Raw genomic sequence first — 14,489 nt, 5'->3', positions numbered from 1 at the left:
TCACAAAACAGCCAAAAACGGAATCCCCTCCGATTCAACTAAATCCGGATACGCTCTAGAGTCATCAGCTCTTGTAGGGCGCACAACTCTCTCCCACAACGAGCGAGGGCTGGAAGACGATGTTCCGGGCGTCGGCACGGGACCCGCGATTGATCCGGTCCACGAGCAAACGTAGTGCTTCGTTGGTCATATCGATTACCGGATGCTCTGTGCGCGTAAGACGTGGGCGAAGACCCCCGATGCCGGGAATAGTGTCCGTGGAGGCGATCGAGATATCATCGGGGCATTTAAGGCCGAGATCGGCCAGTGCCCTCATCACGCCAAGAGCCATAACGCCGTTGGCAACATAGATGGCGGTTGGAGGCTCAGGTTGGGTCAGAAGCTCACGCGCGACGGAATAGGCGATATCCTCCCGAAATTCGCCGGCGCGAATATGGTTTGGTGCCGGGGTTAACCCGCGTGCTCGCATGGCTTCCAGCATACCCTCAAGACGGCCGCGGCCGGTCGTTAGATGCAGGGGCCCCGTGATGGTCCCAATCCGTGTATGGCCAAGATCCATCAGGTAGTTGGTGACCTGCCGGGCGGCGGCGACATTGTCGATGGTGATCGTATCTGTGTTCTGCCCCTCGACGGTACGGCCGAAAAGGACAGTCGGGATTGCTTCCCCTTCGCTATCGCGCTGCGGCTGGGTGGAGACGACGTCGACCGGAACCAGGATGATCCCGTCGCAGGACAGCGCTCGGATCCGGGCAAGGATGCGCCGCTCGTTTTCCGGTTTCTCGTCGCTGTTGAACAGGACGAGGGAATAACCCCAGGCAGCCACTGCCGCCTCCGCCGCCCAGACAAGCCGCGCAAAGAACGGGTTCGCGAGGTCGGCAACGACCAGTGCCAGCAACTGGCTGCGACCGCGCTTCAGACTGCGGGCTGCTTGCGAGGGTGCATAATTGAGTTCGCTGATCGCGGCGAGCACGCGGATGCGCAGCTCCGGGCTGACATAGGCCGAGTCATTGACAACCGCCGAGACCGTCGCCGTCGACACCCGTGCCCGAGCCGCTACATCTCTAATGGTCGCCATTCCCCATCCGCATTTCTTCAGAGCTAATCGTTTCGCCAGAATCGATGCGACAAATCGTGAAAATTGTCCATATAGATTAGGAAAATACTTGCGCACTTAACCGAAATCTAGAATGCTAGCAAAACGGTTAGCTGCTGTTCGCTCAGAGAACGCAGTAAATTGGCGTGGGAGGAAGAAACTATGAATTCCCGTATAAAGACATTGTTGATGACGGCCGCGATCTTGGCGGCAATGCCGGCGCACGCCGAAGACAAACCGCTGATCGGTCTCGTTTCCATCGCGGCGACCGAGGCCAACAACGTTCGCTACATCAATGGTGCCAAGAAGGCTGCCGAAGAGCTCGGCTATGACGTTTCCGTCGTCGATGCCGCCGGCAGCGCCGACCAGGCGAACGCAGCCATCCAGAATTTTGCGCAGCGTAGTGCCTTTGCAATCGTCGATCTCGTCTTTCCGGCATCGTCGATCGGCGCCGGTCTCGACGCGGCCAAGCAGGCCAATATTCCTGTCGTGACCTGGGGAGGCGGGCTAGGTCTGAGCGTGGCGGCGACCAACGGTTCCGGAGCGCCGATTGCCGAGCCTGTCATCAAAAAGATGATCGACGACATGGGCGGCAAGGGCGAGCTTCTGGCGCTGACCTACCGCACCGGAGAGGTCTGCCGAAACCGTGAAACGCTGATGGACAAGATGCTGGAGAGCCACGCGGACATCAAGGTGACCAAGAACGAAGTGCGCATCCCCGGATATTTTGAGGACGGCGCACAATATGCAAATGCCTGGCTCGCGTCGCATCCTCCAGGAGCTGGAAAGCTGGCGATCTGGGGCTGCTGGGACGATCCGGCCATCGGTGCGATCGGTTCGCTTCGTTCGCAGGCACGCGACGACGTCATGGTCTATGGCGTCAACGGAAATGCCCAGGCGATCGAAAATATAAAGAACGGTCACATGATCGCGACGGCCTGGGAAGACAGCTACACCGAAGGCTACAATATGGTTAAGCTGCTGGCGGACATCAAAAAAGCCGGTGCGGACTGGAAGCCTCACGCTGTGGAAGTGCCTGCCGTCCTGATTACCAGGGATACGGTGGAGGATTTCCTGAAACAGCACCCGGATACCGTCCAGTAAGCAGGCTTGAACCTTAGATCGGAAGAGAAGCAATGCTTGCGTCCAATCCAGAAAAGGAGGCGTCGATCACGCCTCCGTTTCTTGTTGCCCGTGGCGTTTGGAAAGCCTATGGCCGCGCCCAGGCATTGAAGGGCGTCTCGATGACGCTTCGCGCCGGCGAAATTCACGGACTTGTGGGCGCCAACGGTGCCGGCAAATCGACCTTCATCAAAGTTCTGGCGGGACTAACTCGTGCCGATGCCGGCGAGGTGTTGATAGACGGCAATCCGGTCACCATCGCCACGCCGGCTGCCGCTACCGATCTCGGCATGAGTTTCATCCATCAGGAACTCGCCTTCGTTCCCGGAATGACGGTCTTGGAAAACATCATGCTCGGCCTGCCGAAAAGGACATGGTTCGGGATCGTCGACTGGAAGGCGATTGCCAGGGATGTCGAGCCGGTCGCCCGACGCGTCGGCATCAGCGCCCCGCTGAACGCCAAAGTGAAAGATCTTTCGACGGCGGAGAACTGGCTGATCAACATCTGCCGAGCGCTGATGCGAAACGCGCGGCTGATCGTCATGGACGAGCCGACCGCCTCACTATCCGCGGCCGAAAGCGAAAAGCTGTTCAAGATCATCCAGGACCTCCGAGATTCCGGCGTTTCGATCCTCTACGTCTCGCACCGGCTCGACGAAATTCTCACCCTGTGTGACAGCGTTTCCGTCTTCCGCGACGGTACCTTCGTCACGGTCATCGATAAGCCTGATCTCACGCGTGCCGCGCTTGTCGAGGCGATCGTCGGCGGCGTGGTCGAAAATCTGAGCCATGAAAAGGACGATGCGCGCAAGGATGTGATCCTCTCGGTCGCAGGGCTGACACGGCTGCCGAAAGTCAAGGACGTTTCTTTCGAACTGCATTGCAGCGAAGTGCTCGGCATCGGCGGACTTGTCGGTGCCGGCCGAACGGAGCTGATCCGGCTGATCTACGGCGCCGATCGTGCTGATGCCGGGCTGATGATGCTTGGCGGCAAGGCCTTCCTGCCGAAGACGCCGGCCCACGCGGTCAAGGCCGGGTTGGGGCTCGTGCCGGAAGAGAGACGTGCAGACGGATTGGTGCTGACGAAGAGCGTCGCCTTCAACCTCCAGCTCTCCAACCTCGCCAATATTGTCCGTAGCCCGGCAGTGCCCCTGATCGATTATCGCCGCCGTGAAAGACTTTCATCTCGGATCGTTCGCGATCTCTCGGTCAAGACGCAATCGATCGAGACCCCGGTCGGCCTCCTGTCCGGCGGCAATCAGCAAAAAGTGGTCATCGGCCGCTGGCTTATGCGCCAACCGAAGGTCCTTATTCTCGACGAGCCGACGCGAGGCGTCGACATCGGCGCACGAGCCGACATACATATGCTGATCCGAAATCTCGCCGCTGGCGGCATGGCCGTCATCGTCGTCTCGTCGGAGCCCGACGAGCTGCCCGACCTTTGCGACCGCGTACTCGTCATGGCGGAAGGTCGCGTCGTGCGCGAGCTGACAGGCGCGGGTATAACCCGCAATGCGCTGGTCGAAGCAAGCTATGCTTTCGAAGGCACCGAAAGGAACTGACATGAGCGACCTGGCCGTATCGACCCGAAGGCTTTCACCGGCAACGAAACGAGCGCTCGGGGCCTTCGCCCGCTATGCGACGATCATAGGCCTCTTGGCGATGATCGTTGCCTTTTCGATTCTGTCGCCGCGCGCCTTTCCGACGATCTACAATTTCACCAATGTGTTGAACCAGACCTCGCTTGCGATGATCATCGCCGGCGGTCTGACGCTTGCCGTCATTGTCGGCGAACTCGACCTCTCGATCGGTTTTGCTGCTTCCCTGCACGGGGTATTGGTGACGGGCCTGATCGTCTCCAGCAAACTTCCGATGGGCGTGGCGATCCTGATCGTCATCCTGCTCGGTGGCCTGATCGGCCTCGTCAACGGTTTGATCGTCACCAAGGTCAAGGTCAATTCGGTCATTGCCACGCTCGGCGTTGGCACAATTCTGACAGGATTGTCTTTCGCTTATTCGGCCGGCGTGCCCATCACCGCCGGTGTGCCAGAAGCATTTCTGCAGGTTTCGCTCGGCCGCTGGCTATTCGGTATTCCAAACAATATCGTCATCATGGTCATTGTGCTCGGCGCTCTCTGGCTTCTTGTTGAGCGGACCGCGCTCGGCCAGGAGATCCAGGCGGTCGGCGGTAATCCTTCGGCTGCGCGGCTCGCCGGGATCAACGTGGACCGCATCAAAATCCTGGGTTTCGTCATATCGGGCATGTGCGCGGCGCTGACCGGCATCCTGCTTGCGTCACGGCTTGGCAGCGGCACAACAAGTGCAGCCGATCCCTATCTCCTGACCGCGTTTGCCGCCGTCTTCCTCGGTTCTGCGACGCTGCGCGACGGCGAGTTCCATGTCTTCGGCACCTTCATCGGTGCAATGATCATCGCATTTGGCTTTAACGGCCTCAATATTTTCGGCGCGCCGACCTACTCGCAGTACATTTTTCAAGGCGCCATCCTGATCATCGCCGTCGGGCTCTCCAGCCTCGGCCGCATTCTCTCGCAGCGTTAGGAGCACATGATGTCCAATCATTGGGAGGTCCACGTCATCGAATTTGCACGGTCGAAAGACCAGCCGCTGATCGACCTCGTCAACGGCGCCCCGCCGTCAACAGTGCTCGATCTGCCTTTCGGTTTCGTCCTGGCTCAGAACGGGGGAAAGAATGTGCTGATCGACACCGGTTTTCTCAACGAAGGCAGTGGCGCAGAGTTTTCCAGGAAATTCGGTATTCCCGAATGGATATCGCCGGTGCGCATGCTCGAGGAGCTTGGCGTCAAGGCAGAGGATGTGACCGACATCGTGCTCAGCCACGCCCATTTCGACCATATGGGCTCGATTTCGGCATTCCCCAAGGCGCGGATCTTCATCCAGAAGCGCGAATGGCTGTCCTGGAACGAAGCGATGGCGCTACCGCCACAATACGGTTTCCTGACGGCCATCATCAATCCGGACAACATCCGCTCGGCTTTTGACGCGGCCGTCCAACATCGCCTGACGCTGGTCGATGGCGACAAGGACAATATCCTGCCTGGAATCCATGTCCGCCTTGGCGAAGGCCACACGCTCGGCCAGCAGTTCGTAATTGTCGAAACCGCGCGCGGACGATTGCTGGCGGCGGGCGACTGCATCTATTCGAAGCTCAACCTGACCGGACACAGGCACGACGGCGTCTTTGCGCCCCTGAACAACGGTATTGGCAGCATCTGGAAACAGTTGGAGACCATGGATCGCATCAACGAGGAGATAGCAGGCGACATGTCGCGATTGATCATGATGCACGACAATGATCGCTGGGCGCATCTGCCGCTCGTCAAGGAAATCGAGGGCTTCAAGATCCTCAAGGCGTCCTGAACTTCGGGAGTAGCGGCGAGATCTTCGATACCGCAGGATACTTGCTAAGCGCCCAGATCAAATAAATCCTCGATGCGGAGAGAGTAACCCGCAAAGCCTCGCCGAGCGAAACCTGATAGCCTGCTGTTAAGAAAAATTGATGACTTCAAGTTTAACGCTCCCTTATCGAACGATTATCGAGAGGGGCAGATGAGCGTTAAAGTCCGCAGACCTATTTGGGTAAAAATGACCGGTTACGGGTTCGGGGCCGTCTTGTTCGCGAGCGCCGCCATCGGTGGGCAGGCATGGTACCGGCAGTCGATCGCGAACGACGATGCCCTCCAAAGCAGGGCTCGCAGCGACCTCTCCCTGATCCAGACTGACATGGGCGCGACCCAGAGGGCGGCCGCCGCTCTTGCGTTGGCGCTCGCAAGCGATCCGGATACCGCAAAACTCATTCTAGGCAAGGAGAGAGAAGCCATCCTGACCAAGTATGGTTCTGGTCTTCCAGCGATCGCGAAGGAGGGCGGCTTGCAGTTTGTGACCTTCGTCGATGTGAAGGGCTCGGCCATCGCGCGTCTCCATGCTCCTGACAAATTCGGCGACGACATGACCGGACGCCGCAAGATGGTTGTAAAGGCTCTATCGACTGGCCAGGTGGCTGCAGGGATCGAACCAGGCCGTGCGAGCATTGGCATGTATGCTTCCGCACCGGTCATCCAAGAGGGTAGGGTTGTCGGCGTGGTCGACGTTGGTACGGAATTGTCCAATCCATACTTCGGTCCGATCGCCGATCGTATAGGCGGCGAGATCGCGGTCAATGTGGTCGCAGACGGGAAACTTCAGCTCCAGGCCTCCACACTCGATGGCAAGTCGATGCTGACCGCCGAACAGATTCAATCCGCGTTCGCCGGCAAACCAGTATTCGATGAGATTTCCTCCGGCGGGCGGGATATCCTGGTCCAGGCCGTGCCGTTCACAAACTTTTCCGGCGATCCGCTCGGCGTCTTGGAAATCGGCGCCGACGCAACAGAACTGCTCGCTGCAAGCTCCAGCGCCCTCTGGGCCACTGTTGTAGGAAGCGTGTTCGTGTCGCTTTTGTCTCTGGTCGGCTTCCTCCTGTTTGCTCGCACTTTTTCCAAGGCCATCGGCAAGCTGACCGATACGATGTCGCGTCTCGCTGAAAATGATCTCGACGTCACCATCGAAGGCAAGGATCGGTCGGATGAGATCGGCGCTATGGCCTCGGCCGTCGCGGTGTTCAAGGAAAATGCTGAAAAGGCCCGCACTCTTGAAGTCGAGGCAACCGCAAATCGCCAACAGACGGAAGAGCAGCGTCAGAAGACAGCGGAACTCGATCGCAAGCGGGCCGCGGAAATGGCTCTAGCGACACAGTCGCTCGCCGAGGGCCTTCGGCAGCTCTCGCTCGGGGATTTGACCTATCAGATCGTCAATCCCCTTCCGGCCGATTTCGAGGCGCTCCGCTCCGACTTCAATCAGGCTGTCGGACAGCTTCGCGAGACACTGAGCGCGGTGGCGCGATCGACCACCGCGATTGACAGCGGCTCGCGGGAAATCAGTGCGAGCGCCGACGACCTTTCGAAGCGCACCGAGCAACAGGCAGCGTCGTTGGAGGAAACCGCCGCTGCTCTCGATCAGATCACCACCAATGTCGCGAATTCGACCAAGCGCGCCGACGAGGCGCGAAGCGTCGCCATTCAAGCCAATGAGAATGCCCGCCAGTCAGGTGTTGTCGTTGCTTCCGCCGTAGACGCCATGGGCAAGATCAAACAGTCATCCGACCAGATCTCTAATATCATCGGCGTGATCGACGATATCGCATTCCAAACGAACTTGCTGGCGCTCAATGCCGGCGTAGAAGCGGCGCGGGCCGGCGAGGCTGGAAAGGGCTTTGCCGTCGTGGCTCAGGAAGTCCGCGAACTGGCTCAACGTTCGGCGAAGGCTGCAAAGGAAATCAAGGAACTCATCCGGAATTCCAGCGCGGAAGTGGAAAATGGCGTAACGCTGGTCAGCCAGACTGGCGAGGCGCTCAAGGCTATCGAAGCCTTTATCGTTACGATCAACCAGCACATGGATTCGATCGCAACGTCGGCGCGCGAACAGTCGATTGGTCTTTCGGAGGTCAATACCGCCGTCAACCAGATGGATCAATTTACCCAGCAAAACGCGGCCATGGTCGAGGAGGCGAACGCGGCCAGCGGCACTTTGGCAAACGAGGCAGGCAACCTGCGGAGCCTCGTATCACGCTTTAAATCGGAAACGTTCAGCGCAGCTGCGGCTCCCATTTATCCGCGTGACACAAAGCCTCAACAATCGCCCGTGCGCACGATGATGAAACGGGTTGCGAGCTCGTTCGGGTCAAATGCCGTTAAGGATGAATGGCAGGAGGTCTAAACTGAGGAATGCCGCGCGATGAAAAGGATTATACTGGCCTTACGGGTCCATCGCGCGGTTAGGCTTCATTAACCATAAGCGGCTAAAACGAAGAGATCGGCGCGTTCTCCTCCCTACGCTGTCGAAGCAAGACCTGGGCCTGAGATATGTTCTCGGGCCCCTTTTTATTCTTTCAGCCAGTGCAGCGACAGCCTCAAACGCCCCGCCTATGCGTTCGAGCCGCTCGACGATGGTTCCGGGTTCGAGAAGAGTTCAGTGCCGGCGAAGATCAAGTGTCCTCAGGTCTTATTGGGCCTGATACAACAACACACCTAGCGCCATCACGCCCTCCCTATTCTTCCATATCTTCCCCATCCGCGACGACACGCTTCTTTTTCAAGAGGACCTCCAGTGTGACCGGACGAAGCTCTTGCCCATCGACCCCGACGTCGTACTGGCGAGGGAGAGGCTTCAATCTGCCATGGGAGTGGCCGTGCAGGTTGATCGACTTCTTGCTCATCTGATTCCAAGTCCGAAAAGCGTAATGGCACAGGACGAGATGATGTCGGTCGTGCCGGAGTTCGGCGTAATGCTGTACGCTCTCCCATCCCGGTGAGTTCGTGGTCGTCGTCGGGTCGTTGTTGCCCACAATCAGGTGCTTCCGACCGTTTAGCCTCGCAAGCAGCTCGGCGCACTCGCCACCGCTCGCCGACATGAAGTCTCCCAGATGCCAGACCTCGTCGTCAGTGCCGACGGTCTGGTTCCAGTTCCAGATCAGGGCGTCATCGTGTTCGACCATGTTGGCGAACGGGCGTTTGTCGAGGCGCAGGACGCGCGAGTCTCCGAAATGGGTATCGCCGGTGAAGTAGATCATTTGCAGTAACTGGCGCTTGGTGTTCGGACGTCGATTCCTGGATGTTCCATGTACGACGCGATCGTCGAGGAAAGTGGAACTTCAAACCGCATTATGATCGCCATCTTGATCCTGCTGAGGTCGATCGGGCGCCGAGGCCGAGAACCGTCAAGCGATTGCCGGGTGCCGATCTTGATGGCAACAAAAAAGGCCGGGGCGAAACCGCACCGACCTTTCCGACATCGCTCTCAACACCCGTGCCAGTACATCCGTGGTCAAAAGTAAAAAAGCGACTTCGGCAGTCGCGAACGCTCTCGTGGAACACTCACCAGCAACGCCGATTAACGCCAAATAGTCGAGCACTGTGTTCGTTTCAAGGCCCGTGAAACCGCGCTGCCTCGAGATCCAACCTTTGGGCGTCGAGGATTGCCCCAGAACCATCGGCGGATCAGCGATGCCGTCCGTCGCGGCCGAACTCCTCCGTTGACCTTTGAAATAAGACTGGCAGTCACGGTCACAAGATGTCGATCTCCGGCTGGCCCTCGAGCCGACTGGAAGTCACAGCACTCGAAACTCGATGGATCCAAGCCGATCAGGCCTTTCGCGTTCCTTCGTGTCGCGGTCCACTAAGTGAGCGCACGACTGTTGCCTCGTGCTCAGGCCAAAGAATGTCAGCGCCAGGCTGGCTCCTCAACCCACACTCATTCGTGCCACCGGTCGATCACTTCTTTTACTTCACCGCTAGCGCGATCCTAAAACAGGTCGTCCCACCAACGATGTCGAGATGCAGGATGGCGGGCTGGCCCGCCGATCTAGGGCGCCCACATCAAAATCGATAGTCCGCGCTTGAAACGATCCAATTGCGGTCGTTTGATCGCGCCGAAATTAACGCCAAAAGCGGTCAAGCTGGAAGTGGGTCAGAGCGCAGACCTGGCAATCGGAGCCATGGAACTTCACGAGCGCGCTCGATCGTAGCTACCTTTCCGGTCGCAACGGCCCGGCGTGTCAACTGAGTAAACTCTGTGCTTGGATCGTTGAATAGAGAGTCCGACGGAGTTCCGACCACCATTGTCGTTTCAAACCAAAGCGCCGAATCGGTGAGGTGGCAAACTTCGCCAGTTTTTTTATCCGAAGCGGCCAAAGAGGAGCGCAGCATGGATGCAGGTAGCGGGTTCATCGAGAATGAGATTGCCGCAGAACATAGCCAGGAGGACCCAGCCGTCGTCCGCGCGCGATCGAGAACCACGGAAGGCGGATCACGACGCCGGGCGGAAGATCCATTGTCCGATGCTCTGCCTTTGGTCGCTTGGTGTTGATCTCGAACAGATCTACGGCGATCCGGTCGCGATCTGGAGGAGCTGGGCCACCGACGTCAAGGGCTATGGCATGAAGTGGCGAACTTGATTTCCTTGACTGACACTATGCCCTCCTGGCGACGAGCCGCTTCCATGACGTCCTCGCCATCCGACGGCATCCTCTTAGTGCGTTGCTGTCATATGCGCCGTCGATCGGCTGCAGTCGCCAGCGCCCGGAGCGGCGGGCCGTCGCAACGGTCGAACCCGCGCTGGAAACGATGCCGGCGAGGCCGGAGAAGACCGCCGATGATCAATTGCTGGTGGCAACGAGATCCGATATGTCACAACTGCGCCGCGGCCCTTCCCATGGTTGATACGTATTGTCTTCCGGTCGATACGATCTGTAGCGAGCCGCGCACCGGGCTGCCGCCTGTGCATTCACTTTCGTGCCGACACCTTCGTCGGCTCCGGCGACAATCCGCTTGAACGGCGAAATGCACTCTCGGGTCTCACCGTTATAGGATCGATAGCTGTTGGTCGCGGGATCGAAAGAACGGTAGCGATCCCCACACCAGGCAAGATGCGCGGCCGAAAGTCTGGGCTGCGGTGTCTGAAGTTCGGCTGGCGGGCGAGCCGATTCCGGCCTCGCCGCTGATGCCATGCTCGTCGACGCCTCGGTCACGTAGCTGGAATAGAGAGGCGGAATTCGTTCATAGTGCTGCTGCCGAGGATCGACTTTCATCGGCGTCGTCGTCCATAGATCGCGCGCTGCTAGCTCCTTGAAGGCGTGAGGTTCGGAATCCGCCACGACATAGGAGGCGACAGAAGCGGCAGCCATACAGGCCCCGACCGAGCTTAAGATTCCAAAAGCGACGGATGCGATGGCATTCATTGTCCCGACCCCTGCTGTTGAGCCTGTGGAACCCAGACGCGGCCGGCGGCGCTATCATGAGAATAGATCATGTCCCTCTCCTAAAGCGCCCCGGTGGCCCTCCGCCGCCGGGGCCTGGCTGCTATGCTGTAATGATGTAGACAATGGTGAATGCAGAAGGATCGACGATGACGATCCGGCCATCCGCAAGGATGAAGAAGCGGTAACCTTCATATTGCGGAACGATCTTCACGATGCGCGGCGGCAGCGGTTCCAGCCGTACCTTTTTCGGGATCTTCACCCCGACGGAAACCGTGAAGTCGACTTCATTCACCGGCTCGACATGCACCTCCTTCACCACCGTGCGAATTTCGGTCTGCTGCTCGACGGAGATGTTGACGTTGGTCTTGGTGTTGGACGTCTGAGTGTTCGTGGTGGTCGTGTTGTTGACGTTGGTTTCCGAAGAGCTCTTGTTCGTCATCGACGAGTTCTGGTCGGTCGACTGCTTGGACGCATCGCCGCTCTGCGTGCCTTCTGCAGGCTTGGCATTTTGCGTGCTGCTCTTCGTGCCTGAGGTGGCCGTGCCGCTTGTATCGGTGCTGCTGGACTTGGCGGCGGGCTTCTGGTCGGTCGTGGCGTCGCCGGTGGCTTGGGATCCGGATTTGGTTTCCGTCGAAGACTTGCCGGAGGCCGTTCCGCTCGTCGAAGACTTGTCCTTAGAAGGCTGCTCGGCGCTCTTTTTCATATCCGAGCCCTGGCCAGATTTCTCCTGCGACGACTGGCCCTTGCCTTGCGGGCATGCTCCCGACGCGTCGGGGGTGCAGTCGGTGCCGGTGGTCTTGGAGCCGGACTGCGAACCTGTGTCCGTGCCCGTCTGAGAACCGGACTGAGCCTGGCCGCCGCTCTTGGTGTCCTGCTGGGCTGCTGCTGGCCATGTTGCAAGTGGCGACACACTCAGGGACAGTGCCGCCACGAGCATGGTGAGATGGTTGCTTTTCATGATTACTCTCCGAAGTTTGGGCACACGATGCCGCCCCGCATTCTCATGCGTCATTGCTTGCCCTGATGGTTGGAAGGGGCGGCCGAAGCCGCCCGAAGGTCACTGGATGACCTGGATCACCTTCCGGGAGGAAGGTTCGACAATCACACGCTGGTCGTTGACGATCGCGTATGCATACGTGGGGTCATCGGGAATGGGCGTCACGACCACGGTCTCCGGCAGGGGCTGTCCGACGACTATCTTCTCCTTCACCACGACGCGCGTGGTCGGTGCCGGAGCCTGCTGAACATAGGTCACCACCTGCTGCGGCGGCGGATCGATGACGCTACCTGCCACGCCGCCGACAATGCCGCCGACAGCAGCACCGACCGGGCCGCCGACAATCGCACCCGTTGCGGCACCGCCTACTGCTCCTGTTACAGTCGAAGACTGCGCAAAGGCAGAGGTCGCTGCCAACAGGATGCTCGCGGCGATCCCTACGACTTTGATATTCATCTGTTTTCCTCCTTGGATGCGGTTGGTTCCGCTAGGGAGACAACCGAGAGATGGAGGAAGTGTTCCAGACGTAGGACTTCATGCCGGGGCTTGGACAGACCTTGGTCCTAGCGTAGGATTCGCCTGCCTACTGCATGGGAAAGCGGCTCAGCATCCGGTCCTGGACGTTCTCCCAGCCGACGATCATCGCGGCAAGCGAGATCGCTTTGTCGCGGTCCACAGCCTTGGTTATAAAGCCTTCGAGCAGGACGACAGGGCCGAGCATCCTGATCTCGATGGCACTGCTGTCGATATCCGGATCGGCGGAAAGGGCTGCTTCAATTGTTGCGATGGTCGACGCGGAGCTGTGGCCTTGCGAGCAGCGCTCTTCGTGATTGTAGCTATCGGGGCCGAACTTCATATTCTCCTCCTGTCCCGCCCCTCCACGGATCTTCACGTTACCTCGCATGAGATATGAGCAGCGTGTCCTGACATCGCCAGCCGGACTTAAGTCCGCCTTTCCCTCGGCGCGATCCGGCTTAGATTCTCCCTTGCAAGGACGTCAGGTTCGTGAATCCTTGCAAGACGTCAGGGAGGTTTTAGGATGTTGCCCAACTCCAGTCGGAACCTCCCTGATGACTCCCAACGCCGCTATAAATGCGGAATGCTTTGCGCTTGTAGGACACGGATAGAAATCCGAACGGTCGGCGACCTCGAATCCTTGGCGATCAGCCCGTGCGCCTTCAGTTCCGTAGCTACGCTACCTCCGCTAGGCGCCTTGGCGCCATCTGATTGCTGCTTCCGTTCGATTGGTGGCGCCAAGCTTGGACAGTATTTCGGTCATGTGATGCTTGATCGTTTTCTCCTGGAGGTCCAGACGGCGCGCGATTTGCTTGTTGGTAAGTCCGCCGGCGACCAGTTCTATCACCTCGGTTTCGCGGGGCGTCAGTGAAGCCGGTCTGTCGAGAAGAGTTTTTTCGACCTTGGCGCGCATGCTCGGCGAGATGTACCTCGAGCCTCCGACGACCGTTCGAATGGCCTCGGCAAGTCCGCGTGATCCGATACCCTTGACGATATATCCGGCTGCGCCCCGTCGTAGTGCCGCGACAACAGAGTCGACGTCCTCCGAGGCGGTCAGCATCAGGACCTTTGTCTGTGGGCTTCGTGCCAGGATATCGGAAATCGCGTCGATTCCTCCTCCGGGCATGGACACGTCGAGCACAAGGACGTCGGGCCTGTGGGACGTCGCCAGCGTGGTCGCGTCATCGGCGCTCTCCCCTTCGCCTACAATGACGAAATCATCAATTTCGGACAGAGTGCGGCTCACCCCTTCTCGAAAAAGAGGGTGGTCGTCCACGATCGCTATCGTGATGGCTGTCAAGCTGCACTCTCCATCTCCTCGGGCTAAAGAAAAGCCATCTGTGGTCCATCGACTGGCTGTTCGGCATAGACATGGCAAGCGTTTGGGAAACGTCTAGAGACACTCTATGAGCGACTGAACACTTTTAGTTAGGCCTGCGTTATATCGTGATTTTGCGGGCCCCAGCGAAACGACATGGTATGCTGGTTCAGATATCTGATCGCGTCCGGCTCCGGCGACAGGACTGGTAGAGAATCTGAAAGATTGCGACGCGCTACTGCGTGGGGAAGCGGCTCAGCATCCGGTCCTGAACGTTCTCCTTGCCGCCGATCATCGCCGCAAGCGAGATGCCTTTCTCGCGGTCGGCGGCGTTTGTTATGTAGCCTCCAAGCAGGACCGCGGGGCCGAGATGGCGCTGCTGTCGATATCCAGATCAGCGGAAAGGGCCGCTTCGATCGTCGCGATGGTCGAGGCTGAACTACCGCCTTGGGAGCAACGCTCTTCATGGCTGGCGTTGTCGGAATATCGTCCTCCTGTTCCGTCCCTCCACGGAGCTTCAATTACTTCAATCCTAACATGAGAAGCAGGTCCTGGTGCGCCAGTCAGACTTAGGTCCGTCTTCCCCTCGGCGCTATCTCGCTTAAATCTT

General features: G+C 58.8%; 12 protein-coding genes and 2 pseudogenes. 6 read left to right on the top strand and 8 right to left on the bottom strand.

Features of this window, described 5'->3' with window-relative positions:
* Window positions 1-64: 64 nt before the first annotated feature.
* Window positions 65-1,075, bottom strand: coding sequence for a LacI family DNA-binding transcriptional regulator (locus G9X64_RS07180; protein WP_171376258.1), 1,011 nt, complete (start codon window positions 1,073-1,075; stop codon window positions 65-67).
* 180 nt (window positions 1,076-1,255) lie between these two features.
* On the opposite strand from G9X64_RS07180, the gene G9X64_RS07175 reads away from it, so the two are divergent.
* From G9X64_RS07175 to G9X64_RS07155, 5 genes are all read left to right on the top strand, one after another.
* Window positions 1,256-2,197 (top strand): sugar ABC transporter substrate-binding protein, encoded by a 942-nt coding sequence (locus tag G9X64_RS07175; RefSeq protein ID WP_171376257.1) that lies wholly within the window; start codon window positions 1,256-1,258, stop codon window positions 2,195-2,197.
* Window positions 2,198-2,229: 32 nt separating this feature from the next.
* A complete protein-coding gene (locus G9X64_RS07170) occupies window positions 2,230-3,777 on the top strand; it encodes a sugar ABC transporter ATP-binding protein (protein ID WP_171376256.1) in 1,548 nt (515 codons plus the stop codon).
* Between the two features lies 1 nt (window position 3,778).
* A complete protein-coding gene (locus G9X64_RS07165) occupies window positions 3,779-4,774 on the top strand; it encodes an ABC transporter permease (protein WP_171376255.1) in 996 nt (331 codons plus the stop codon).
* Window positions 4,775-4,780: 6 nt separating this feature from the next.
* Window positions 4,781-5,614, top strand: coding sequence for an N-acyl homoserine lactonase family protein (locus G9X64_RS07160; RefSeq protein ID WP_168317148.1), 834 nt, complete (start codon window positions 4,781-4,783; stop codon window positions 5,612-5,614).
* Between the two features lie 189 nt (window positions 5,615-5,803).
* Window positions 5,804-8,008 carry a methyl-accepting chemotaxis protein gene (locus tag G9X64_RS07155; RefSeq protein ID WP_246270921.1) on the top strand — a complete coding sequence of 735 codons (2,205 nt, stop codon included), beginning with the start codon at window positions 5,804-5,806 and terminating at the stop codon, window positions 8,006-8,008.
* 331 nt (window positions 8,009-8,339) lie between these two features.
* Here the strand turns inward: G9X64_RS07155 and G9X64_RS07150 are convergent, their stop codons facing one another.
* Window positions 8,340-8,861, bottom strand: a complete 522-nt coding sequence (locus G9X64_RS07150) for a hydrolase (RefSeq protein ID WP_171376254.1) — start codon at window positions 8,859-8,861, stop codon at window positions 8,340-8,342.
* Between the two features lie 1,227 nt (window positions 8,862-10,088).
* Between G9X64_RS07150 and G9X64_RS36180 the strand changes: the two are divergent.
* Window positions 10,089-10,229, top strand: a pseudogene (locus G9X64_RS36180) (alpha/beta hydrolase); the annotation flags it as partial.
* A gap of 216 nt (window positions 10,230-10,445) precedes the next feature.
* Here G9X64_RS36180 and G9X64_RS07145 read toward each other — a convergent pair.
* The 6 genes and pseudogenes from G9X64_RS07145 to G9X64_RS36430 form a co-directional block, all read right to left on the bottom strand.
* The gene (locus G9X64_RS07145) at window positions 10,446-11,027 is read right to left on the bottom strand and encodes a BA14K family protein (protein ID WP_171376253.1); all 582 of its coding nucleotides are present in this window, start codon (window positions 11,025-11,027) and stop codon (window positions 10,446-10,448) included.
* Window positions 11,028-11,148: 121 nt separating this feature from the next.
* Window positions 11,149-12,006: a DUF1236 domain-containing protein gene (locus G9X64_RS07140; RefSeq protein ID WP_171376252.1), complete on the bottom strand. Its 858-nt coding sequence runs from the start codon at window positions 12,004-12,006 to the stop codon at window positions 11,149-11,151.
* A 99-nt stretch (window positions 12,007-12,105) separates the two neighbouring features.
* Window positions 12,106-12,501, bottom strand: a complete 396-nt coding sequence (locus G9X64_RS07135; protein WP_168317143.1) for a DUF1236 domain-containing protein — start codon at window positions 12,499-12,501, stop codon at window positions 12,106-12,108.
* 127 nt (window positions 12,502-12,628) lie between these two features.
* The gene (locus tag G9X64_RS07130) at window positions 12,629-12,901 is read right to left on the bottom strand and encodes a BON domain-containing protein (protein ID WP_168317142.1); all 273 of its coding nucleotides are present in this window, start codon (window positions 12,899-12,901) and stop codon (window positions 12,629-12,631) included.
* 348 nt (window positions 12,902-13,249) lie between these two features.
* Window positions 13,250-13,861 (bottom strand): response regulator, encoded by a 612-nt coding sequence (locus G9X64_RS07125; protein ID WP_171376251.1) that lies wholly within the window; start codon window positions 13,859-13,861, stop codon window positions 13,250-13,252.
* A 253-nt stretch (window positions 13,862-14,114) separates the two neighbouring features.
* Window positions 14,115-14,401, bottom strand: a pseudogene (locus G9X64_RS36430) (BON domain-containing protein).
* Between the last annotated feature and the right edge of the window lie 88 nt (window positions 14,402-14,489).

Origin of the sequence: Rhizobium sophorae, from assembly GCF_013087515.1 — a bacterium.
Classification (GTDB): domain Bacteria; phylum Pseudomonadota; class Alphaproteobacteria; order Rhizobiales; family Rhizobiaceae; genus Rhizobium; species Rhizobium sophorae.
This window is presented reverse-complemented; position numbering and strand designations above follow the sequence as displayed.